The 22764-nt window shown below is 73.0% G+C and carries 14 protein-coding genes and 2 pseudogenes; 8 read left to right on the top strand and 8 right to left on the bottom strand.

The window, feature by feature from the left end; translation table 11 throughout:
- Positions 1 to 58 precede the first annotated feature (58 nt).
- The 3 genes and pseudogenes from OG455_RS29970 to OG455_RS29960 all read left to right on the top strand — a co-directional run bounded on the left by OG455_RS29970 (position 59) and on the right by OG455_RS29960 (position 2337).
- Positions 59 to 827, top strand: a pseudogene (locus OG455_RS29970) (hypothetical protein).
- Between the two features lie 89 nt (positions 828 to 916).
- A pseudogene (locus tag OG455_RS29965) lies at positions 917 to 1153 on the top strand (hypothetical protein); the annotation flags it as partial.
- A 242-nt stretch (positions 1154 to 1395) separates the two neighbouring features.
- Complete coding sequence (locus OG455_RS29960; RefSeq protein WP_266299045.1) at positions 1396 to 2337, top strand: ADP-ribosylglycohydrolase family protein; 942 nt, start codon at positions 1396 to 1398, stop codon at positions 2335 to 2337.
- 69 nt (positions 2338 to 2406) lie between these two features.
- Here OG455_RS29960 and OG455_RS29955 read toward each other — a convergent pair whose 3' ends face one another.
- From OG455_RS29955 to pyk, 3 genes are all read right to left on the bottom strand, one after another.
- On the bottom strand, positions 2407 to 6495 hold the full coding sequence (locus OG455_RS29955; protein WP_266299043.1) for a trypsin-like peptidase domain-containing protein: 4089 nt from the start codon (positions 6493 to 6495) through the stop codon (positions 2407 to 2409).
- Positions 6492 to 6800 carry a trypco2 family protein gene (locus tag OG455_RS29950; RefSeq protein ID WP_266299041.1) on the bottom strand — a complete coding sequence of 103 codons (309 nt, stop codon included), beginning with the start codon at positions 6798 to 6800 and terminating at the stop codon, positions 6492 to 6494. The genes OG455_RS29955 and OG455_RS29950 overlap by 4 nt, the downstream gene beginning before the upstream one ends.
- A gap of 168 nt (positions 6801 to 6968) precedes the next feature.
- Complete coding sequence (gene pyk / locus OG455_RS29945) at positions 6969 to 8414, bottom strand: pyruvate kinase (RefSeq protein WP_266299039.1); 1446 nt, start codon at positions 8412 to 8414, stop codon at positions 6969 to 6971.
- A 310-nt stretch (positions 8415 to 8724) separates the two neighbouring features.
- On the opposite strand from pyk, the gene OG455_RS29940 reads away from it, so the two are divergent.
- The 3 genes from OG455_RS29940 to OG455_RS29930 are packed head-to-tail and all read left to right on the top strand — an operon-like array spanning position 8725 to position 12174.
- Entirely contained in the window at positions 8725 to 9831 is a 1107-nt protein-coding gene (locus OG455_RS29940) for a hypothetical protein (protein ID WP_266299037.1), read from the top strand.
- Positions 9831 to 11537, top strand: coding sequence for a VWA domain-containing protein (locus OG455_RS29935; protein ID WP_266299035.1), 1707 nt, complete (start codon positions 9831 to 9833; stop codon positions 11535 to 11537). The genes OG455_RS29940 and OG455_RS29935 overlap by 1 nt, the downstream gene beginning before the upstream one ends.
- Positions 11524 to 12174, top strand: a complete 651-nt coding sequence (locus OG455_RS29930) for a hypothetical protein (RefSeq protein WP_266299033.1) — start codon at positions 11524 to 11526, stop codon at positions 12172 to 12174. The genes OG455_RS29935 and OG455_RS29930 overlap by 14 nt, the downstream gene beginning before the upstream one ends.
- On the opposite strand, the gene OG455_RS29925 is transcribed toward OG455_RS29930, so the two are convergent.
- From OG455_RS29925 to OG455_RS29915, 3 genes are all read right to left on the bottom strand, one after another.
- Positions 12128 to 12457, bottom strand: coding sequence for a hypothetical protein (locus tag OG455_RS29925; RefSeq protein WP_266299031.1), 330 nt, complete (start codon positions 12455 to 12457; stop codon positions 12128 to 12130). The two genes, OG455_RS29930 and OG455_RS29925, sit on opposite strands and share 47 nt — an antisense overlap.
- A gap of 130 nt (positions 12458 to 12587) precedes the next feature.
- Positions 12588 to 14045, bottom strand: coding sequence for an aldehyde dehydrogenase family protein (locus OG455_RS29920; RefSeq protein WP_266299029.1), 1458 nt, complete (start codon positions 14043 to 14045; stop codon positions 12588 to 12590).
- 45 nt (positions 14046 to 14090) lie between these two features.
- Entirely contained in the window at positions 14091 to 14963 is an 873-nt protein-coding gene (locus OG455_RS29915) for a helix-turn-helix transcriptional regulator (RefSeq protein WP_266299027.1), read from the bottom strand.
- A gap of 144 nt (positions 14964 to 15107) precedes the next feature.
- Here OG455_RS29915 and OG455_RS29910 point away from each other — a divergent pair, with 144 nt between their 5' ends.
- Both OG455_RS29910 and OG455_RS29905 read left to right on the top strand, forming a co-directional pair.
- Entirely contained in the window at positions 15108 to 16127 is a 1020-nt protein-coding gene (locus OG455_RS29910; RefSeq protein ID WP_266299025.1) for a hypothetical protein, read from the top strand.
- Between the two features lie 69 nt (positions 16128 to 16196).
- A complete protein-coding gene (locus tag OG455_RS29905; protein WP_323185651.1) occupies positions 16197 to 16418 on the top strand; it encodes an ArsR family transcriptional regulator in 222 nt (73 codons plus the stop codon).
- 178 nt (positions 16419 to 16596) lie between these two features.
- On the opposite strand, the gene OG455_RS29900 is transcribed toward OG455_RS29905, so the two are convergent.
- Positions 16597 to 18126 carry a glutamate synthase subunit beta gene (locus OG455_RS29900; protein ID WP_266299023.1) on the bottom strand — a complete coding sequence of 510 codons (1530 nt, stop codon included), beginning with the start codon at positions 18124 to 18126 and terminating at the stop codon, positions 16597 to 16599.
- On the bottom strand, positions 18119 to 22717 hold the full coding sequence (gltB, locus tag OG455_RS29895; protein WP_266301006.1) for a glutamate synthase large subunit: 4599 nt from the start codon (positions 22715 to 22717) through the stop codon (positions 18119 to 18121). The genes OG455_RS29900 and gltB overlap by 8 nt, the downstream gene beginning before the upstream one ends.
- Between the last annotated feature and the right edge of the window lie 47 nt (positions 22718 to 22764).

Here is a 22764-nt window from a genome sequence, read left to right as displayed (position 1 = left end):
GTACAGATTCGTTGGCCCGACGGGCTCGGGGTGCGAGGCGCGGGGAGGGATGCACGTCATGGCGCAGGTGGTGGCGGTGCACGGGATCGGACAGCAACTGCTCGGTGAGCAGAGCCTGCTGGAACGCTGGCGCCCGGCACTGCTGGACGGCCTGCGCCGGGCAGGCGGGCCCGAGCCGGCCGGGGGCGCGGCGGCGTTCGCGATGGGCTTCTACGGCGACCTGTTCCGTCCGCCGGGTGCCCTACTCGCGGCCGGCGACGCGCGCCACACCGCTGCCGACGTGACCGAGGGCCTTGAGCGGGACCTGCTGCTGGCCTGGTGGCAGGCCGCCGCCGAGGTGGACGAGCGAGTGGCGCCGCCGGGCGCCGAGACGTTGGCGCGGGCGCCGCGTTCGGCGCAGGCGGCGCTGCGGGCGCTGTCGGGGTCGCGGTTCTTAGGAAACCCGGGTGGTGGTGGGGCACTCGCTCGGTTCGGTGGTCGCCTACGAGGCGCTCTGCGCGCTGCCGGGGCACGGGGTGCGGGCGCTGGTGACGCTGGGCTCGCCGCTCGGCATCCCGATGATCTTCGATCGGCTGGAGCCGAAGCCCGGCGGCTGGCCGGGTGTGGCGGCGTGGACGAACGTGGCGGACGCGGGCGACGTGGTGGCGCTGGTGAAGGACCTGCGCCCTGCCTTCGGCGAGCGGGTCGCATCCGCGCTGGTCCACAACGGCAGCCACGCGCACGACGCCACCGCCTACCTCACTGACCGGCTCACCGGCGCCGCCATCGCGCGGGGCCTGAACGGTGACCTGGCCGATGGCCCAGCCGACAGCCCGGCCGATGCTTGAGGCGCCACCGCGCCGGTTCCTGATCGCCACGGCCGTCGCCCACCACAAGAACGAGCCCGCCTGGGACCGCCCCGGGACGCCGACTCGGTGAGCTCCGTGGTCACACCAGTGGCGTAGGCGCGGTGGCCTGCGGCGTCCTCGACGGCCGTCCCACCGCCGTCACCGCCGGATTCGACGGATCACTGCGCGTGTGGGACCTGGCCGGCCGCACCTGCACCGCCGTCCTCCACCTGCCCTCTCCCTGCGCGGCCCTGGCGCTCACCGACTCGGGCCACCTGGTCGCCGCCTTCAACCGCGACCTCGCCGTCTTCACGCGACGACCGTGAGCGCGCGCGGCGACAGCCCGCACCGCAGCGCTGCCGCCACCCACGACGTCCGGCCTCAGCGACCGCCCGCGAACTCCCCCGCCCGCACGCCGGCCACGAACGCCTGCCACGCCTCGGCGCGATCGAAGCGAGTCGAACGTGATCGTATACCCGGCCGTCTCCGCAGGGGTCTCCATGTACAGGGTCCCCAAGCGACGACAACTCGGCGGCCCGCTGATGGTGCATCCCGCTAGCCTGACGCCATGGTGAGCGAGCAGTGTGCGGCCGGAGCGGTGGTCGGTTCAGCGGTAGGGGACGCACTGGGTGCCCCGTTCGAGTTCGGCGCGCCCGGAGTGTTCTCAGCCCGCTTCCCCCTTTCCACATCAGGTGGCGAGATGTGTGGGGGCGGCGGCTGGGAGGCCGGTGAGGCCACCGACGACACGCAGATGGCCGTCATGGTCGCCGAGTCCCTGCTGGAGCATCGCGGGCTGAACCTGCCGGACATCTTCGCCCGGTTCCAGCGCTGGGCTGCGGCCGAACCCAAGGACATCGGGCTGCAGACCGAGGACGTGCTGACCAACGGCATGCCGTGGGACCAGGCCGCGGCCGGGCACTTCCAGGTCAACCTGCGCGCCGCCGGGAACGGTTCGCTGATGCGGGCCGCGACCTCGGCCGTGTACTTCGCCCCCGGCGGACGCGAGGTGACGATGGCCGCCGCCCGCCGGATCGCCGCCCTGACCCATGGCGACGCCGCCGCCTGGGAGGGCACCGCGATCTTCCACGAGCTGGTCCGCCTCGCCTTGGTCGGCGACGATCCGCTGGCCGCCCTCCCGGAGATCCTCACCCTCGTCGACCCGCACCAGCGCGAGCGCTACGTCCGCGTCCTCGCGCCCGGCTGGCGCCCGGAGGATGCCACCGAGTTCAACGGTGCCGTCTGGCCCTGCCTGGGCTCCGCAGTCTGGGCCGTGCGCACCACCAGCGGCTACGAGGCGGCCGTACGTGCCGCCATCGACCTCGGTGGTGACACCGACACCGTTGCCGCCGTCACGGGTGGCCTCGCCGGCGCGATTTATGGCCTCTCCGCCGTCCCCGCCCACTGGACCGAGCCCCTGCACGTCCCGCTCCCCGGCCACAGCGGCCGGGTCCTGCGGCTGCCGGAGCTCCTCGACCTCGCGGACCGACTCGCCTCGCCCGCCACCCTGTGACCGCGCCACCGGAGGAGTCGTCCGGTGGCACGGTCAACGATCCTGGTGGCGGCTCGTCACACAGCCGCGTCAGCGGCCAGGCCCGCCCGGCTCCAGCTGCGCGAGGACGACGTCCCGCACTGCCCGGACCGCGTCCGGGGCCAGTTCGGCGAGGGCGGGGAGGGCGTGGCGCCAGCCGTCGGTGCGCAGGGCGGCGGCGAGGAGGGTGTGGGCGCGGGCGAGGCGGGCGGGGGTGGGGGCGGGGGGCGGGGTGGCGATCGCCGCGCAGGCGAGGGCGATGGCGAGTTGGCCGGCCTCCGGGTCGAGGGGCGTGCGCAGGGCTGGGGCGGGCAGGGCGGCGAGGCGGGTCGCGACCGCGCTGAGGCCGGCGCCGTCGTGCAGGAGGGCGTCAACCGCCTCCTCGAAGAGTGTGGGCTCGGGGTAGGCGTCGTAGACGATGGCGCAGATCGCGATCTGGTCGGGTGCCAGGAGTTCGAGCGGCGTCGCGTTCGACGAGGCGCTGAAGAGCTGGTGTGACCAGCCGGCATCACGCTCGCGGAGCAGCAGGCCGAGCAGCGCCAAGGTGTCCCGCTCGTGCAGGTGTTGCTCGCGCGGGCCCGGAGCCAGCAGCGACAGGGTGTCGAGCCAGTCCGGAAGCCGGTCGGGCAGCACCGTCCCGAGGTCCGCGATGAGTTGCAGATTGAGGTGGAGGCGAAGGTGGACGATGTTGTGGCGCTCGTCGAGGCTCTTGTCCGCCAGGCGCCGCTGCCATCGATCGGCCAGGGCTCGTGCCTCGGCCGTCGCCCGGGCCTCGTGGAGGGCGGCGGCGATCGGCAACTCGGCTTGCTGCCGCTGCTCGGCGAGGGCCCTGGCCTGTTCGGTGAACCCCAGGCGCGCCAGCACCTCGCCCGCCGCACCAGGGTCCGCGAAGGCGGGCACGCCGGGGTCCGCACTCGGGTATCCCACCGCCTCCAGCAGGGCGACCGCGCGCGGTCGGTCGGTCGCGGCCCGCCGCACCGCGGTGGCTGCCACGGCCCAGCCGCGCTCGCGCGGGGCGGTGATCGCGTCGGTGATCCGTTCGGCGTCGCCGAACTCGCCGCAGCCGGCGAGGGCGCCAACAAGGGCGGCCAGGCAGCGGTCGTCGCCCCAGCCGTGGCTGACCTCCGCCAGCTCGGAGGCTTCCACCAGCACCGTCTCGCCGAGCCGCTCGGCGGCATCGCGATCACGCTCGACGGCGACCTCCGTGAGCGCGGCGTGGGCGCGGAGCCGCGCGCGCCCGGGGGCCAGCTGCTCGATCCATCGCTCCGCCACCGCGAGGCCATCCGCCTCGCAGCGCCCGGCCAGATAGCGCACCGTCTCCGGCCACGGCAGGTGGAAGGGATCATTCGCCAGATCCGGTCGACCTGCCGCGCAGTAGGCGGCACCGATCTGACTTGACGTCAGCCAGCTGTACGCCGCCTTCCTGAGCCTGCGGGCGACTTCACCGGCCTCGGCGACCAGGCCGCTGCCGGCCAGTGCCTCGATGAACAGGCAGCCGTGCTCCCGCAGCCCGCCGGAGGTCAGGACTCGCCCGTCCGCCCAGACGGCGCGGGCCAGTCGGCGGGCCAGGTCCGGCAGTTGGTCGCGGAGCTGGACGGACGCGGTGGCCGCGGCCGTCACCGGGGCGCCGGGGGCCAACCGCGACTCGGCCGCCGCCACCAACTCGGCGGCGGCGCGCGCGCCCTGCTCCGGGTCGACCGCAGCGGCGGTCCGGGCCAGCGCGGCCAGGTAGTCGATCGCGGGTCGCGGGGCGAACTCGGCAGGGTACGGCCAGTCGTCCGGTTCCCGCACCCTGGCGAGGAGGCGCGCGGCCAACTGCCGGTCACCGGGGGCGAGGGCCTCGGCGACGGCGAGCAGCGCCATCCGGGCTTCGTCGTTCATCCGGTACTCGACGTCCACCACCTCGGCATCGTCGAAATCACCGCTGGCGCCGAAGTCCAGTTCTGGTATCGCGTCCTGGAGCGTGTCGGCCAGCGCGATCGCCTCAACCGCCAGGCCGGCGGTGGCGAGCGCCACCGCGCGGCGTGTGGTGAGTTCCTGGGCATGCTCCTCGTCGGATGGCGTCCAGGGGTCGCCCCGGGGCGTGTCCAGGACCAGCCCCGCCTCGGCCACCAGCGCCGCCGTCCGGGACGGGTCCACGGTGGCCAGCGCCTCGGCCACCCCGGTCAGCGCCTCGGCCCGCGGCAGTCCGGGGGGCAGGGTGCGGGCGAGCCCCTCGGCCCGGTGGACCTGGCCCAGGCGGGCCAGCACGCCGGGCAGCTCCGGGGGGACGAAGCTGTTGCGGCGGGCCAGCAGGTCGCCGGCGGCCGCGAGGGCGGCCAGGCCCGCCGGTTCGTCCCCCAGCAGGGCCCGCACCTGGTCGAGTTCGGCCAGCACGGGCGCGTCGCTGCCCAGCACGGCGCGCAGCCGGGTGTGCCGGGCCAGGTCGACGGCCAGGGCGGTGGCGCGCGTGCGGTCGCCTGCCGCGATGGTCATCGGCGGGTAGGTCAGCAGCAGGTAGCGCGGGGTCCCAGACGGCCAGCCGAGGGCGCGGTAGCGGTCGGCCCAGGCGTGCAGGCGGTCACGGTACGGGTCGAGGTCTGGTCCGAACGCGTCGAGGGCCGCGGTGAACAGGGTGTCGTGGGCGTAGAGGTAGCCGCCGTCCCGCGCGCGCAGGATCCGACCGAACGGGCCGTCGAGGCGCGCCCGCACCAGGAAGCCCTCCCTGCCGGTGAGTTCGCGCAGGTCGGCGAGGTTCAGCGCGCCCCGGGCGGCGGCGAGCAGCCCGAGGATCTCGCGGTCCAGGCTGTCACCGTCCAGCGCCCGGGTGAGCTCGTAGCGGGCGTTGTGCTCCAGGCCGCGCGCGGCGGCGGTGGCGGTCAGGCTCGTGACGGGGCAGTCCCGTAGTGGGTGGCTTCCCGGAACATCCTGCGGGATGCCCGGGTTGGGGCGGCTGGTGACCAGCACCCGGACGTTCGCCGGCAGCCGCTCGGGGAGCGAGGCGGCGATGCTCCCTTGCGAGGACCGGTCCTCGTCCAGGCCGTCCACGACGAGCAGCAGGACTCCGTCGGTGGCGGCCGCCGCGTCGTGCAGCAGCTGCCGGCGCTCCTGGTCGCGGCCGGCCGGAGTGGCGTGCGGGGCTGGTTCGACCCCGGCGACGGCCGCGAGTTGGCGCACCAGCTGCTCGGTGAACGCGGCGCTGTCGGCCTGCCCAGCCTGCCGCGAGGTGACGAAGAAGCAGACCGGGACGACCCCGGGTGGCGGGTGCAGGGCGAACCAGGCGGCCAGCGTGGTCTTTCCGGCCCAGGGCGGGCCCTGGAGCCGGCGGTACGGTTCGGTGCCCGCGCAGAAGGCGGCCAGGTCGGCGAGTTCGGCGTCCCGGTCGTCCAGGTGCTCGGGGGTCAGGTCGTGCAGCAGGGCCCGCAGGCCGGGCGGCGCGGCCGGGCGCACGACGTCCGGGAGCCGGGTGAGTCCGGCGCCCAGCAGCGCGGTCAGGGTGGCGAGTTCGTCGGGTGCGAGCCGCTCGGCCCAGCGGTCCACCCGGCTGGCCGCCAACCGCCCCGGCCCATCGCCCGAATGGTGTTCGCTGACCACCCCGATGAGGTGTCCGCCACTGAAGACGGCCGCACCGGACATGCCGTCCCAGACCGAGCCCGGCACCGGCACTCGCAGGTCCAGCGTGCCCTCGCGCCGGTTGGAGAGCGGCGAGCAGAGTGCCCGCACGTGTTCCAGGTCGCGGTACTTCCCCTGGCCGTCGGCGTCATCGCGCAGCTTGAAGCGCGGGAAGCCGGCCGCGCTGCAGTACAGCACCGCGTCGTGCTCGCCGACCCGTCCGTAGGAGACCGGAGCGTAGGAGACCGGCGCGACGCGATCGCCCGCGTCCTCGAAGCGCAGCACCGCGACGTCGACGCCGGCGTGCGCGAAGACGACCTCGGCCTCGAACTGCCGCTCCCCGGGCCGATCCGCGTCGAACCGCACCCGCACCCCGGCGGCACCCGCAGCCGCTGCCACGCCCGCACCCGCACCCGCACCCGCACCCGCCACCACGCCCGCCACCACGTGCGCCGCCGTGAGCACCACTCCCGGCCCGACCAAGTAGCCCGAGCCCCGCCGCCCACCCGCGATCACCTCGGCGACCCGCTCGACCCGCAGACCGGTCACCGCTCCCCGTCAACCGCCTCGTCGCCGATCAGCACCGGCGAGGGCGTGCCGCCCTCGGCCACCAGAACCGGCTGCAGCGTCAGGGTGATCTTCTGCGTCCGGGAGTGGGTCAGCTTCCCGTCCCCACCGGCCTCCACCACCCAGAACTTGACCTTCCCGCTCCCCCCGGCCGCCCGTTCCACGGCGACCGTCGCCTCGACCTCCACCGCCCCCAGCTCGAACCGCAGCGCCTGCCCGTCCCCGCCCGCGATCGCCGCGTTCAGCTCGCCCCGCAACTCCCGGATCAGCTCCGCCAGCTCGATCACGCGTCCCCCTCAGGTCACCTGTGCGCCATGCTATCGGGGGCGCCGACGGCGCGGATCCCGCCGGGGGACGCCCGCCACCGGCAGGCGCCCCGACGGGATCAGGGATCAGACGTCAGGACTCACGCGTCAGGACTCAGACGTCAGGACTCACGCGTCAGCGATCAGCCGTCAGTTGTCCAGCTGCCCCACGTGGTGCACCCGCACCAGGTTGGTCGAGCCCGCCAGGCCCGGGGGCGAGCCGGCCGTGATGATGACGACGTCGCCCTTCTCGCAGCGGCCCAGGCTGAGCAGTTGGGCGTCGACCTGGGCGACCATCTCGTCCGTGGTCGGCACGAACGGGCCGAGGAAGGTCTCCACGCCCCAGGTCAGGGCCAACTGGCTGCGCACCGAGGGCTCGTAGGTGAAGGCGAGCACCGGGATCGGCGAGCGGTAGCGGGTCAGGCGGCGGGCGGTGTCGCCGCTCTGGGTGAAGGCGACGAGGTACTTGGCGCCCAGGAAGTCGCCGATCTCGGCGGCCGCGCGGGCGACGGCGCCGCCCTGGGTGCGGGGCTTGTTGCGCACGGTCAGCGGCGGGAGGCCGGCCTCCAGCACCTCCTCCTCGACCGCCTCGATGATCCGGCCCATGGTCTTGACCGTCTCGACCGGGTACTTGCCGACCGAGGTCTCGCCGGAGAGCATCACCGCGTCGGTGCCGTCGAGCACGGCGTTGGCGACGTCCGAGGCCTCGGCGCGGGTGGGGCGGGAGGCGTGGATCATCGAGTCGAGCATCTGGGTGGCCACGATGACCGGCTTGGCGTTGCGCTTGGCCAGCTTGATGGCGCGCTTCTGGACCAGCGGGACCTGCTCCAGCGGCATCTCCACGCCCAGATCGCCGCGGGCGACCATCAGGCCGTCGAAGGCGTCGACGATGGCGTCCAGGTTGTCGACGGCCTGGGGCTTCTCGATCTTGGCGATGACGGGGAGGAAGCGGCCCTCCTCGCGCATCACGGTGTGCACGTCCTCGATGTCCTTGCCGCTGCGCACGAAGGAGAGCGCGATCAGGTCGGCGCCGATCCGCAGGGCCCAGCGCAGGTCGGCGACGTCCTTGTCGCTGAGCGCGGGCACGGAGACGGCGACTCCGGGCAGGTTGAGGCCCTTGTGGTCGGAGACCAGGCCGCCTTCGATGACGATGCAGCGCACCCGCGGTCCGTCGACGTGGGTGACCTCCAGGCAGACCCGGCCGTCGTCGATCAGGATCCGCTCCCCGCGCGCGACGTCATTGGCGAGCCCGGGGTAGGTGGTGCCGCAGATCTCGCGGTCACCGGGGACGTCGTCCACCGTGATGGTGAAGTCGTCGCCGCGTTCGAGGAGTACGGGGCCCTCGGCGAAAGTACCGAGGCGGATCTTCGGACCTTGAAGGTCGACCAGGATGCCGACGCTGCGGCCGGTCTCGTCGGCGGCCTTGCGGACCCGGCGGTACCGTTCCTCGTGTTCGGCCTGGGAGCCGTGGCTCAGGTTGAAGCGGGCGATGTCCATGCCGGCGTCGACCAGGGACTTGATCTGGTCGTACGAGTCGGCGGCGGGCCCGAGAGTACAGACGATTTTTGCTCGGCGCATGGCTCCGAGGGTATGCATTACCCGCGCGTAACAAAGACGTTCCGACGGATCGTCATGTGACCACTGCGGGAAGCTTCGTTGAACTTTCTGATGAATCATGACATCCCTTGATCCGCAGGCGGGTTGACGACACCGAGCCCGGAACCGATGCGGATCCGTGAAGGGCTGTTCACCTCCGGTTCATCGTCCCGACAGCCCGTGCTCCCGCCCCGGCGGGACGCTCGGGCCCATCGGCACGACACGACGGGCCCATCGGCCCGGCCCGGCGAAGGGGGACCCGTCGGTCCGGCCCGGCGGGCGGGGGACGGGGACGGGGGACGGGGACGCGATGAGACGCCTGCTCGGGTTGCTGGTGGCCGCGGGCCTGCTGGTCGGCGTGGTGGCCGTGGTCCTGCAGCGGCACCAACCGCCCGGGCCGAGCACCGCGACCGTCAGGCTCACCGGCCTGATCGGGTCGGAGAAGGCGGACTTCTTCGCCGACGAGCAGGTCCAGCAGGCCCTCGCCGCCAAGGGTCTGACCGTCTCGGTCCAGCACTCGGGCTCCTGGCAGATGGCCGACGACGCGAAGGGCGGCGGCTTCGACTTCGCGTTCCCGGCCAGTTCGGTGGCCGCCAAGGCGATCAGCACCCCGATCACCACCACGCCGGTGCGCCCGTTCTACTCCCCGCTGGTGCTGGTCGCGCACGCGGACACCGCGCGGTTCCTGGCGGACAACGGCCTGGCGAGCCAGGACCCGACGTCGAAGATCTGGACCTTCCGGATGGCCGCCTACCTGAAGGACGTGCAGAGCGAGCTGAGTTGGAGCGACCTGACCGGCGGGACCCGACCGCCCGACGTCGCCGGGAAGATCTACGTCGCCACCACCGACCCGAGCAGTTCCTCCTCCGCCGCGCTCTACCTGGCGGTGATGTCCTACCTCGACAACGGCAGCCAGGTGGTTTCGGACCAGAGCGGAATCGACCGGGTCAGCCCACTTCTGCGGTACCTGATCGCGAACCAGGGCGCTCTGCTCGCCAGCAGCGACCAGCTCTTCCGGGACTTCGTGGCCGGCACCGGCAAGCCGCTGAGCTGGACGTACGAGTCCGAGGTCGCCGAGCAGGCGATGAAGGGCAAGCTGCCCGACGACACGGTGGTGCTCTATCCGGACATCGACATCCAGAGTGACCACACCCTCGTGGAGTTGACGAAGGGCTCGGACGCGCTGGCCCAGGCCCTGCTGACCGACCCGACCCTGATCGAGCTGGAGGCCCGGTACGGCTTCCGGCCCACCAACGACAGCCAGGCGATGGTCCAGGCGCTCATCGCGAAGACCGGCAAGCAGCAGACCAGCTTCCCGCTCGACCTCGGCTCGCTGGGCACCTTCCAACCACCGACACCCACCACCGGCACGCTGCAGGCGCTGGTGAACGCGGTGTCCGCCACGGGGAGCAGCTGATGACCGAGCCGATCACCCGCCGCTCGCTGGTCGGTGCCCTGGCGCTGGGCCTGGCGGCGCTGGCCACCGGGTGCGACAGCGGCCACGGGCCGGGGCCCGCGCCGGGCCCGAGCGGCGGCCAGGAGGGCAGCACCGGCTCCACGGCCCCGGGGGGCGCCGGCGACCCGCCGCCGTCCGGCGCGCCGTACACCCTGCGGGTGCTGGCCGGCAGCGAACTGCAGGACCTGCAGCCGGTCCTCGATGACGTGCGGAAGGCCACCGGGGTCAGCGTCCGGTTCACCTACACCGGCACCCTGGACGGCGCCGCGACGGTCTCCTCCGGCAAGGCCGACGGGACGTACGACGCCCTCTGGTTCGGCTCCAACCACTACCTGCGGCTGGACCAGGGCGCGGCCGGCAAGCTGCTCTCGGAGACCTCGGTGATGGTCTCGCCGGTGGCGCTCGGGGTGCGCTCCTCGGTGCTCGCCACGCTCGGCTGGGACCCGGCGCACACCACCTGGTCGCAGGTCGGGCAGGCGGTGGCGGCGAACGGCCTGACCTTCGGCATGACGGACCCCTCGCAGTCCAACTCCGGCTTCTCCGCGCTGATCGGGCTGGCGGCCGCCTTCTCCGGTGCCCAGGCGGCGCTGACCCAGGACGACGTGGCGAAGGCCACCCCGGCGCTGCGCGGCTTCTTCGCGGGCCAGCAGCTCACCTCGGGCTCCTCGGGCTGGCTGGCGCAGGCCTACCAGCGCGCGGCGCGGGGCGGCGCGGGGCGGCAGGTGGGGGCGCTGGTGAACTACGAGTCGGTGCTGCTCTCGCTGAACCGCACGCTGCCCACCGACGCGCAACTGACGGTGATCCGGCCCGCCGACGGCGTGGTGTCCGCCGACTACCCGCTCACCCTGCTGAGTTCGGCCGGCGCCGGGGCCAGGGACGCGTTCAGCCGGTTGACCGCCGAGTTGCTGCGGCCCGAGGTGCAGCGCCAGATCTCCGACACCACCGAGCGGCGGCCGGTGGTGCCGGGCGTCGCGCCGGGCCCGGGCCTGGGCACCGACCGGCGGCCCGAACTGCCGTTCCCCGGGAGCCGGGCGGTGGCGGACGCGCTGCTCGCCGCCTACCAGAACCAGCTGCGCCGCCCCTCGCGCACGGTCTACGTGCTGGACACCTCGGGCTCGATGCAGGGGGCCCGGCTGGACGGGCTGAAGCAGGCGCTGGGGCAGCTGACCGGGGCGGACGGCAGCCCGGCGGCCAACGGGTTCCGCGAGCGCGAGGAGGTCACGCTGATCTCCTTCGCGGACGACGTGAAGTGGGAGCACACCCACCAGGTGCCCGACACCGCGCCGCAGGCCGAACTGGCCTCGATCGAGGCGGACGTGCAGAGCCTGTCGGCCGGCGGGGGCACCGCGATCTACAGCACGTTGGAGCACGCGTACCAGCTCGTCGCGCAGCAGCAGGCGGCGGCGCGGGACGACCGGTTCACCTCGATCGTGCTGATGACCGACGGCGAGAGCAACGAGGGCGACTCGGCGGACGGGTTCACCGCCTTCTACCGGGCGCTGCCGACCGCCCAGCAGACGGTGCCGGTCTTCCCGATCCTCTTCGGCGAGGGCGCGCTCGCGCAGTTGCAGGGGATCGCGGACACCACGGGCGGCAAGCTGTTCGACGCGACGGCGGGTCCGAGCGCGCTGGACGGGGTCTTCGAGGAGATCCGTGGCTACCAGTGACCGGCGCGGCAGGGTGCTGCCGCGCTGGTTCGGCACCCGGGCGCACTACCTGGGTAGCGGCGGGGCGGCGGCGGGCCTGGTGGTGTCGCTGGTCGACGGGCTCGGACTGACCAGCGCGGCGGTGGTCGGCGGGCTGTACGCGGCGGGGGCGGTACTGGGGGTCGCCTTCCGCCGGAAGGACCCGACGCCGACCCCTGAACCGCCCCCCGGCCCGACCCCGCCGCCGATCCCCGACCCGCACCCGACCTCGGAGCCACCCCCGACCCCGGAGCCACCCCCGCCTCCGACCGAGTCCCTCCGGGCGCGACTGGCCGGCCAGCGCACGCGGGTGGCGCAGGCGCGCTGGCCGGAGCAGGGAACGACACTGGCCCGCTACCTGCTGGACGAGCTGGAGCGCTGGCTGCCGGCCACCGCCGCCGAGCAGCCGCACGAGTGGCCCGGCGAGCGGGTCGAGGAGGCGGTGGCCGCGCTGGAGCACTACGAGCGGGACCGGTCCTGGCAGCGGCTGGAGCCGGACGGCCCCTCGCCGGAGGAGGCGCTCGCCGAGCGGGTGGGTGCGGTACTGGACGAGCTGGGGGCGGCCGGCCGCCTCAGTGCGCCGAGTGCCGCTCGGCGCCGCGGTGCCGGTGGCCCTTGAGTTCGCTGTGGCCGGGCATCGCACCGGTCAGCGCCCGCTCCTCGGGCCCTCGGCGCCCGCCGTGGCTGAACGGGGCCTCCCCGGTCAGCGCCGCGTAGCTGCCGTAGCCCGCGGCGGCCGCGCCACCACCGGGGCCGGCGTGCAGCACCGGGCCGACCGTGCCCGGCGCTCCGCCGCTGCCGGTGGCCATGCCGCGGCGCTCCAGCAGCTCCTGAGTGCCGCGGCGCAGCTTGAGGCTGGTCTTCTTGCCCGTCGTCTTCTTGCCCGTGGGTCGCTTGGTCATCACTGGCCTCCCATCGACGCCTTTCTGCGATGGTATGTCCAGTTCCGACCGGTTTCACCCGAGCAGAGCAGAGCGGGGCGGGGCGGGGCGCAGCGGCACAGCAGTGCGGCGCCGCGCCCCGCCCGCGCACTCAGAACGGGAAGCGGCTGCGCCCGTGCTGGATGGAGATCCACTTCTGCGTGGTGAAGGCCTCCACCGTGGACTCGCCGTTCAGCCGGCCCACCCCGGAGTTCTTCTCGCCGCCGAACGGCACGATCGGCTCGTCGTGGATGGTGCCGTCGTTGACGTGGATCATGCCGGTCTCGATCCGCTGGGCCACCCGCACCCCGCGCTCGATGTCGGCGGTGTGCACCGCGCCGCTGAGGCCGAAGGGGGTGTCGTTGGCGATCGCCACCGCCTCGTCCTCACCGTCGAAGGGCACCAGCAGGACGACCGGGCCGAAGAGCTCGCGGTGCAGGATCGGGGCCTGCGGGTCCAGGTCGGTGAGCACCACGGGTGCCATCAGGGTGCCCACGGTGGTGCCGCGCAGCAGTACGGTGGCGCCGTCGGCCACCGCCTGGTCGACCTGGGCGGTGAGCGCGTCCGCCTGGGTCGTGTTGATCAGCGGGCCGATCTGGGTGGCCGGGTCCTTGGGGTCGCCGACGGTGAGCGAGGCGGTCTTGGCGACGAACTTCTCGGTGAACTCGGCCAGCACCGCGCGGTCCACCAGCACCCGGTTGGCGGCCATGCAGACCTGGCCCTGGTGCGCGAAGCGGCTGAAGACGGCCGCGTCCACCGCGTAGTCGACGTCCGCGTCGTCCAGCACGAGCAGTGCGCTGTTGCCGCCCAGCTCCAGCACCGAGCGCTTGAAGTGCGAGGCGGCGACGGTGGCCACGTGCCGGCCCACCCGGTCCGAGCCGGTGAAGGAGATCGCCTTGGGCACCGGGTGCTCCAGCAGCGCGTCACCGATCTCCGCGATGTCGGTGACCACCACGTTGAGCAGGCCCGCCGGCAGGCCGGCGTCCTCGAAGATCTTGGCGAGCAGGGTGCCGCCGACGATCGGGGCGTCCTGGTGCGGCTTGAGCACCACGGCGTTGCCGAGCGCGAGCGCGGGGGCGACCGGCTTCATCGACAGGAAGAGCGGGAAGTTGAAGGGGCTGATCACGCCGACCACACCGACGGGCAGGCGGTAGAGGCGGTTCTCCTTGCCGTCCACCGGCGAGGGCAGGATCCGGCCCTCGGGGCGGATCGCCAGCTGCATCGCCTCGCGCAGCATGTCCTTGGTCAGCGAGAGCTCGAAGGCGGCCTTGAGGTGGGTGCCGCCGAGCTCGGCGATGATCGTCTCGGTGATCTCCTGCTCGCGCTCCTCGACGATCCGCAGGGCGCGCTCGAAGACCAGCCGGCGGGTGTAGGGGTTGGTCGCGGCCCAGTCGCGCTGCGCCCGTTCGGCCGCCCGGTAGGCCTGGTCGACCTCGGCGACGGTGGCCACCGTGATCGCGGCCAGCTTCTCGCCGTTGTAGGGGTTGATGTCGACGATGTCCCAGGAGCCGCTGCCCTGGCGCCATTCACCGTCGATGTACTGCAGGGCGAGTTCCGAAAAGTGCGACACCAGGCTCCCCTTCACAAACTGACAGGGGATCATCCTACTGATATGTCAGGTCTCTTGGAGCAGAGTCCGGAGAAGCTCGCGACTGTGTTCGGCGCTCAGGCTGTCGGACCGCAGCCGCTCCAGGGAGTCGACGTACTCGGCCACTTCGCGCGGGCGGTCCAGGTAGAGCGCGGTGGTGAACTGCTCCAGGTAGACGACCTCGGCGAGGTCGGACTCCCGGAAGGCGAGCAGCGAGAAGGCGCCGGTCTCGGCGGAGAGGCCGTCGAAGCCCAGCGGCATCACCTGCAGCTCGATCCGCGGCGAATCGGCCAGCTCCAGCAGCCGGACCAGCTGACCGCGCATCACCTCGGGGCCGCCGCAGGGGCGGCGCAGCGCGGCCTCGTCGATCACGGTGACCAGGCCCGGGCCGCCCTCGGCGGCCAGCAGCCGCTGGCGGCGCATCCGCACCTCGACCCGGCGCTCGATCTCCTCCTGCGGGGCGCTCTGCGCGCCGAGCCGGATCACCGCGCGGGCGTACTCCTCGGTCTGCAGCAGGCCGGGGACGAACTGCACCTCGTAGGTGGAGATGGTGCCGGCCGACTCCTCGAAGCCCAGGTAGGTCTGGAACCAGCCGGGCACCACGTCGGCGTAGGCGTGCCACCAGGGGGTGGCGTTGGCGGCGCGCACCATCGAGAGCACCTCGGTGCGCTCGGTCGCGCCGGTGACACCGTAGAGGGTGAGCAGGTCGGCGACGTCGCGCTCCTTGAAGCTGACCCGGCCCAGCTCCATCCGGCCGATCTTCGACTCGGAGGCGCGGATCTCGTAGCCGGCGTCCTCCCGGGTGACCCCCTGGGCCTCGCGCAGTCGGCGCAGTTGTGAGCCGAGCAGCAGTCGTCGGACCGTCACCCCGCTGCCGGTCTGGCCCGTCCCGCTGCTCATCGCGCCCCGCTCCTCCCCTGGATCCTTCCGCGCCGCAGTCTGCCATGTCCACCTGACACAAGCACGGGATGGAACCTGTGAGTTCACCCAGGCGTCCAACGCCTGACCGACGAACCATCAGCTTTCCCGGAGGAGTTGAGCCGCATGACCTGGCGCGTCCATCGCACGGCCGCCGCGCTGCTGCTGGCCGTGGTGCTGACCGGCTGCGGCCGGGGGGTCGGCACCGATCCGGGCTCGCTGTCGGCGGGCCCGGCAGGCCCGGTGCCCCCGGCGGCGACCGTGCCGCCCGCCACGACGGCGCCGAGCGGGGCGGCGCTGGCCCGGGCCCGGGCGCTGGCCGCGGCCTGGCCCGGGTCGGCCGCGGCCCGGAGCTGGCGCACCGGCTACGTCCCGGAGTCGGTGCCGCCCGAGTGGCTCCCGGCGGACGCCTTCCACTCCAAGGCCGACAAGATCGCCTACCAGTCCGGGCAACTGGACCTGCGCACCGCGCTGCCGTACTCCCCCGAGACCGGGACGGTGACCTGGGCGGACGGCTCGACGGCGGTCCTGCCGCTGCTGCCGCCGGCCCGGGTGCTGGCCGGCCTGCGCGACCCGGCCGCCCCCACGGCGGGGGCGAGCCGGCTGGCCGTCACCGCGATCGCCCCCGGCGCCCGGCAGGTGCTCACCAGCCGGGGCCGGGCGACCATCCCGGTCTGGGAGTTCACCATCGCCGGGTACCAGCAGCCCTTCGTCTACCCGGCGGTGGCCGGACCGCCGTCCCCGTACAGCTCCCTGACTCCAACGCCGACACCGACACCGGCCACCGGCCCGCTGCCCGCCGGGCTGACCGCCGTGGTCAACTGGAGCGCCACCTCGCCGGACGGGCTGACCCTCACCGCCGCCGAGGAGAACGGCGGGTGCGAGCGCCCACTACCCGGGCAGGTCTACGAGACGGACCAGGTGGTGGTGCTGATCGGGCAGCGCAGCGTCCCGCCGAGCGGCCGGGCCTGCCCGGCCGACATGCGAGTCGCCCCCGCGCGGTTCCGGCTCACCCGCCCGCTCGGCGACCGCGACGTGCTGGACGCGGCCGGCGGGCAGCCGCTGGCACTCATGCCGCTGCAGCCCGGCGGCCCGATCCGCTCCCCGTCGCCGTCCCCGTCCCCGCCGCTGTCCCCGTCCCCGTGACCTGATCAGCCGCGCCCTGATCAGCCGCGCCCTGCGGGATCAGCCGTTCGAGCAGCAGCAGGGCGGGCGCTGGCGGCCCTGCTCGGCCGCGGCCGGGCCCAGGTCCTCAGCGAGCTCGCCTCCCCCGCCTCCACCACCGAACTCACCGCCCGCACCGGCCAGTCGGCCCCCAACGTCGCCCACCACCTCGCCGTCCTGCACGCGGCGGGCCTGGTGGGCCGCCACCGCACCGGCCGCACCGTGCTCTACCTGCGCACCGCGCTGGCCGAGGCGCTGGCACCCGGCGGCTGACCGGTCCTGGCAGGGGCACGGGCACGCGCAACGGCGCCTGCCCCCAGCTGGTCGGGGAGGGGGCAGGCGCCGTTCTGACGCTCCGTTGGGGACCGGCGGCTCTGACGGTCCAACGGGTTTGGTGCGGCCCGCGCGGAGCGGGCGGTGTGCGGGAGGGTGTCCTGGAGCGGTGCGGGAGTCAGACCACCAGCGGGCGGTCGGTGGGGCGGATCGGGGCGGGCAGCGGGGTCTTGCCGCCCAGGTAGGCGTCGACCGCCGCGGCCGCCGAACGGCCCTCGGCGATCGCCCAGACGATCAGCGACTGACCGCGCCCGGCGTCACCGCAGACGTAGACGCCTGGGGTGTTGGTGGCGAACTTGCCGTCCCGGGCCACGTTGCCGCGCGCGTCCAGCTCGACGCCGAGCTGCTCGACCAGGCCGTTCTTCACGTCGGTGCCGGTGAAGCCCATGGCCAGGGTGACCAGCTGCGCCGGGATCGCCCGCTCGGTGCCGGGCACGGGCTCGAACCGGCCGTCCTTGAACTCCACCTCGACCAGGTGCAGTTCGGCCACGTTGCCGTCCTCGTCACCGGTGAAGTGGGTGGTGTTCACGGAGTAGACACGTCCCTCCTTGCCCGCCTCCGGCGAGGAGTGTCCCCCTGCCTGGTTGCCCACCGTCGTCGTCTCCCGGACGTGGATGGCCTCCTCGTGCGCGGAGGTGACCTTGTAGGTCATCGGCATGGTCGGCCAGGGCTGGTTTCCGGGGCGCTCGTCGCCGGGGCGCGGCATGATCTCCAGCTGGGTGACCGAGGCCGCCCCCTGGCGCAGCGCGGTGCCCAGGCAGTCGGCGCCGGTGTCGCCGCCGCCGATCACGATGACGTGCTTGCCCTTGGCGCTGATCGGAGTGTCGACGTAGTCGCCCTCCTGCACCTTGTTGGCCAGCGGCAGGTACTCCATCGCCTGGTGGATGCCGCCCAGCTCCCGGCCGGGCACCGGCAGGTCGCGCGCGGTGGTGGCACCGGCGGCCACCACGACCGCGTCGAAGCGCTCGCGCAGCTGCTGGCCGGTGATGTCCTCCCCGACGTGGACCCCGGTGCGGAACCGGGTGCCCTCCGCGCGCATCTGCTCGATGCGGCGGTTGATGTGCCGCTTCTCCATCTTGAACTCGGGGATGCCGTAGCGCAGCAGGCCGCCGATGCGGTCGGCCCGCTCGTAGACGACCACGGTGTGGCCGGCCCGGGTGAGCTGCTGGGCGACGGCCAGCCCGGCCGGGCCCGAGCCGACCACGGCGACCGTCTTGCCGGAGAGGCGCTCGGGCACCTGCGGGCGCACCCCGCCGTTGTCCCAGGCCTTGTCGATGATGGTGACCTCGACGTTCTTGATGGTCACCGCGTCCTGGTTGATCCCCAGCACGCAGGCCGACTCGCACGGCGCCGGGCAGAGCCGCCCGGTGAACTCCGGGAAGTTGTTGGTCGCGTGCAGCCGCTCGATCGCGCCCGTCCAGTCGTCCCGGAAGGCGAGGTCGTTCCACTCGGGGATCAGGTTCCCGAGCGGGCAGCCGTTGTGGCAGAACGGGATGCCGCAGTCCATGCAGCGGCCGGCCTGCTTGGTGATGATCGGCAGCAGGCTGCGCTCGACGTAGACCTCGTTCCAGTCCCGCAGACGCACGTCCACGGGACGGCGCTCGGCCAACTGCTTGCCTGTGGTCAGGAAGCCCTTGGGGTCAGCCATGTGCCGCCTCCATCATCTTGCGAGTGGTCTCGGACTCGGAGAGTCCATCGCGCTCAGCGGCGTCCTTGGCGGCGAGCACAGCCTTGTAGTCGGTCGGCATGATCTTGGAGAAGCGGGAGACCCCGCTGCCCCAGTCGGCCAGCAGCTCGGCGGCAGCCGTCGAGCCGGTCTCCTCGTAGTGCAGTTGCACGGTCTCGCGCAGCCAGTCGCGGTCCTCGGCGTCGGGGGCCTCGATGCCGACCATGCCGCCGTTGACGTTGGCCGGACGCAGGTCCAGGACGAACGCGATGCCGCCGGACATGCCCGCGGCCAGGTTGCGGCCGGTCTCGCCGAGGATGACCACCCGGCCGCCGGTCATGTACTCCAGGCCGTGGTCGCCCACGCCCTCGACCACCAGGGTGGCCCCGGAGTTGCGGACCGCGAAGCGCTCACCGGCCTTGCCGCGCAGGTGGATCCGGCCGCTGGTGGCACCGTAGCCGATGGTGTTGCCGGCGATCACGTGCGCCTGGGCGTCGTTGCCGATCGCCGCCGCGTCGCGGGCCGGGCGGACCACCAGCACGCCGCCGGACAGGCCCTTGCCGACGTAGTCGTTGGCGTCGCCCTCCAGGCGCAGCGTGATGCCGCGCGGCACGAAGGCGCCGAAGGACTGGCCGGCGCTGCCGGTGAAGGTCACGTCGATGGTGCCCTCGGGCAGGCCCTCGCCTCGGTACCGCTTGGTCACCTGGTGGCCGAGCATGGTGCCCACCGTGCGGTTGACGTTGCGGATCGGCAGCTGGACGCGCACCGCCTCGCCGCGCTCCAGGGCGTCCTGGGCCAGCTCGATCAGCTGGTTGTCGAGCGCCTTGTCCAGCGCGTGGTCCTGCGCGGTGGTGCGGTGCAGGGCCGCGCCCTCGGGCAGCTCGGGGACGTGGAAGAGCGGGGCCAGGTCGAGCCCGGCTGCCTTCCAGTGCTCGATGGCGGCGTCGGCGTCGATGTGCTCGGCGCGGCCGACGGCCTCCTCGATCGAGCGGAAGCCCAGCTCGGCGAGGATCTCGCGGACCTCCTCGGCGATGAACTCGAAGAAGTTGACCACGAACTCGGGCTTGCCGGAGAAGCGCTCGCGCAGCACCGGGTTCTGGGTGGCGACGCCGACCGGGCAGGTGTCCAGGTGGCAGACCCGCATCATGATGCAGCCCGAGACGACCAGCGGCGCGGTGGCGAAGCCGAACTCCTCGGCGCCGAGCAGCGCGGCGATCACCACGTCGCGGCCGGTCTTCAGCTGGCCGTCGGTCTGCACCACGATCCGGTCGCGCAGGCCGTTGAGCAGCAGGGTCTGCTGGGTCTCGGCCAGGCCGAGCTCCCAGGGGCCGCCCGCGTGCTTGAGCGAGGTGAGCGGGGAGGCGCCGGTGCCGCCGTCGTGGCCGGAGACCAGCACCACGTCGGCGTGGGCCTTGGAGACGCCGGCCGCGACCGTGCCCACGCCCACCTCGGAGACCAGCTTCACGTGGATGCGGGCGTCGGGGTTGGCGTTCTTGAGGTCGTGGATCAGCTGGGCCAGATCCTCGATGGAGTAGATGTCGTGGTGCGGCGGCGGCGAGATCAGGCCGACGCCCGGGGTCGAGTGCCGGGTCTTCGCCACCCACGGGTAGACCTTGTGGCCGGGCAGCTGGCCGCCCTCGCCGGGCTTGGCGCCCTGGGCCATCTTGATCTGGATGTCGTCGGCGTTGACCAGGTACTCGCTGGTGACGCCGAACCGGCCGGAGGCGACCTGCTTGATCGCCGAGCGGCGCTCGGGGTCGTGGAGGCGCTCGGGGTCCTCGCCGCCCTCGCCGGTGTTGGACTTGCCGCCCAGGCGGTTCATCGCGATGGCCAGCGTCTCGTGCGCCTCCATCGAGATGGAGCCGTAGGACATGGCGCCGGTGGAGAAGCGCTTGACGATCTCGGCGACCGGCTCGACCTCGTCGAGCGGGATCGGCGCGCGGCCCTTGCCGTCCAGCTGGAACAGGCCGCGCAGCGTCATCAGCCGCTCGGACTGCTCGTTCACCCGGCCGGTGTACTGCTTGAAGATGTCGTACCGGCGGTTGCGGGTGGCGTGCTGCAACCGGAAGACGGTGTCGGGGTCGAAGAGGTGGGGTTCGCCCTCGCGCCGCCACTGGTACTCGCCGCCGATCTCCAGCGCGCGGTGCGCGGCGGGGATGCCGGAGGCGGGGTAGGCCTTGGCGTGCCGGGCCGCGGTCTCCTTGGCGATCTCGGTCAGGCCGATGCCGCCGAGCTTGCTGGTGGTGCCGCAGAAGTAGGCGTCCACGGTGTCCTGGGAGAGGCCGATGGCCTCGAAGACCTGCGCGCCGCGGTAGGAGGCGACGGTGGAGATGCCCATCTTGGACATCACCTTGAGCACGCCCTTGCCGAGCGCCTTGATCAGGTTGCGGATGGCCTTCTCGGGCTCGATGCCGGTCAAGAAGGTGCCCTGGACGACCAGGTCCTCGACCGTCTCCATGGCCAGGTACGGGTTGACCGCGCCCGCGCCGTAGCCGATCAGCAGGGCCACGTGGTGGACCTCGCGGACGTCGCCGGCCTCGACCAGCAGCGAGATCCTGGTGCGCTGCTTGGTGCGGATCAGGTGGTGGTGCACCGCGGAGGTGAGCAGCAGCGAGGGGATCGGCGCGTGCTCGGCGTCCGAGTGGCGGTCGGAGAGCACGATGATCCGCGCACCGTCGGCGATCGCCGCGTCCGCCTCGTCCGCGATGGCCTGCAGCCGGGCCGCCAGGGCCGTGCCGCCGCCGGAGACCTTGTACAGGCCGGAGAGGGTGACGGCCTTCAGGCCGGGCTGGTCCCCGTCGGCGTTGATGTGGATGAGCTTGGCCAGCTCGTCGTTGTCGATCACCGGGAACGGCATGCCGACCGAGCGGCAGTGCGCGGCGTCGGTGGCCAGCAGGTTGCCCTCGGGGCCCAGGTTGCTGAGCAGCGAGGTGACCAGCTCTTCGCGGATCGCGTCCAGCGGCGGGTTGGTGACCTGGGCGAAGAGCTGCACGAAGTAGTCGAAGAGCAGCCGGGGCTTCTCGGAGAGCGCGGCGATCGGCGAGTCGGTGCCCATCGAGCCGAGCGCCTCGCCGCCGGTGCGGGCCATCGGCGCGAGGATGACCCGCAGCTCCTCCTCGGTGTACCCGAAGGTCTGCTGGCGGCGCGTGACCGAGGCGTGGGTGTGCGCGATGTGCTCGCGCTCGGGCAGCTTGGAGAGCTGGATCTGACCGGCCTCGACCCACTCCTCGTAGGGGTGCGCGGCGGCCAGCTCGCCCTTGATCTCCTCGTCCGGCACGATCCGGTTCTCGTCGAGGGCGACCAGGAACATCTTGCCGGGCTGCAGGCGGCCCTTCTGGACCACCTTCTCCTGGTCGATGTCGAGGACGCCGACCTCGGAGGAGAGCACGACCAGGCCGTCCTCGGTGATCCAGTACCGGGCCGGGCGCAGACCGTTGCGGTCGAGCACCGCGCCGATCCGGGTGCCGTCGGTGAAGGTGACGCAGGCCGGGCCGTCCCAGGGCTCCATCAGGTTGGAGTGGTACTGGTAGAAGGCGCGCCGGGCCGGCTCCATGGTGGCGTGGTTCTCCCAGGCCTCCGGGATCATCATCAGCACCGAGTGCGGCAGCGAGCGGCCGCCGAGGTGGAGCAGCTCCAGGACCTCGTCGAAGGAGGCGGAGTCGGATTGGTCCGGGGTGCAGACCGGGAAGATCCGGCTGAGGTCCTGCCCCTTGCTGTTGACCGGGATCAGGTCGGTGACCAGCTGCGACTCGCGCGCGGTCATCCAGTTCCGGTTGCCCTTGACGGTGTTGATCTCGCCGTTGTGCGCGACGAACCGGTAGGGGTGGGCCAGCGGCCAGCTCGGGAAGGTGTTGGTGGAGAAGCGGGAGTGCACCAGGCCGAGCGCGGAGGCGTAGAGCCGGTCCGAGAGGTCGGGGAAGAAGGGCTCCAGCTGCCCGGTGGTGAGCATGCCCTTGTAGACGATGGTCCGGGCGGAGAGCGAGGGGAAGTACACCCCGATCTCCCGCTCGGCGCGCTTGCGCACCACGAAGGCGATCCGGTCCAGCGCCAGGTCGGCCGTGCCGTCCTGGGCGAGGAAGAGCTGGCGGAAGCGCGGCATCACCGAGCGGGCGGTGGCGCCCAGCAGGTCGGGAGCGGTGGGGACCTCGCGCCAGCCGAGGACGGTCAGGCTCTCCTCGGCGGCGATCCGCTCGATGTGGGCGACCGCGGCGGCGTCAGCGGCGTCCTCGTCGGGCAGGAAGGCGATGCCGACGGCGTAGGAGCCCGCGGCGGGCAGCTCGAAGGCGGTGTTGGCGCGCAGGAACGCGTCGGGGATCTGGGTCAGGATGCCCGCGCCGTCGCCGGAGTCCGGCTCGGCCCCGGTGGCACCGCGGTGCTCCAGGTTGCGCAGGACGGTGAGCGCCTGCTCGACGATGGTGTGGTCGGCGATGCCGGTCAGCGTGGCGACGAAGCCGACGCCGCAGGCGTCGTGCTCGTTTCGCGGGTCGTACAGGCCCTGAGCAGCAGGTCGCGCATCCGGAACGAGCGCATAAGGGGAGCTGCTGCTGCCCTGGGGCTCGTTGGCGGAGTGCATGGATGCAGACAGCATCGGCTCTCCCGTCGTCGTCTTGGCAATAGGTG

This window comes from Kitasatospora sp. NBC_01287 (assembly GCF_026340565.1).
Taxonomy (GTDB): domain Bacteria; phylum Actinomycetota; class Actinomycetes; order Streptomycetales; family Streptomycetaceae; genus Kitasatospora.
The sequence above is the reverse complement of the archived record's forward strand: the minus strand, read 5'-3'. Positions and strand labels throughout refer to the sequence as shown.

Coding starts and splice junctions, on each gene's coding strand:
- OG455_RS29915 (WP_266299027.1), bottom strand. CDS start 14,963: ATGAGCAGCGGGACGGGCCAGACCGGCAGCGGGGTGACGGTCCGACGA.
- OG455_RS29940 (WP_266299037.1), top strand. CDS start 8,725: ATGAGACGCCTGCTCGGGTTGCTGGTGGCCGCGGGCCTGCTGGTCGGC.
- pyk (WP_266299039.1), bottom strand. CDS start 8,414: ATGCATACCCTCGGAGCCATGCGCCGAGCAAAAATCGTCTGTACTCTC.
- OG455_RS29935 (WP_266299035.1), top strand. CDS start 9,831: ATGACCGAGCCGATCACCCGCCGCTCGCTGGTCGGTGCCCTGGCGCTG.
- OG455_RS29910 (WP_266299025.1), top strand. CDS start 15,108: ATGACCTGGCGCGTCCATCGCACGGCCGCCGCGCTGCTGCTGGCCGTG.
- gltB (WP_266301006.1), bottom strand. CDS start 22,717: ATGCACTCCGCCAACGAGCCCCAGGGCAGCAGCAGCTCCCCTTATGCG.
- OG455_RS29925 (WP_266299031.1), bottom strand. CDS start 12,457: ATGACCAAGCGACCCACGGGCAAGAAGACGACGGGCAAGAAGACCAGC.
- OG455_RS29960 (WP_266299045.1), top strand. CDS start 1,396: ATGGTGAGCGAGCAGTGTGCGGCCGGAGCGGTGGTCGGTTCAGCGGTA.
- OG455_RS29900 (WP_266299023.1), bottom strand. CDS start 18,126: ATGGCTGACCCCAAGGGCTTCCTGACCACAGGCAAGCAGTTGGCCGAG.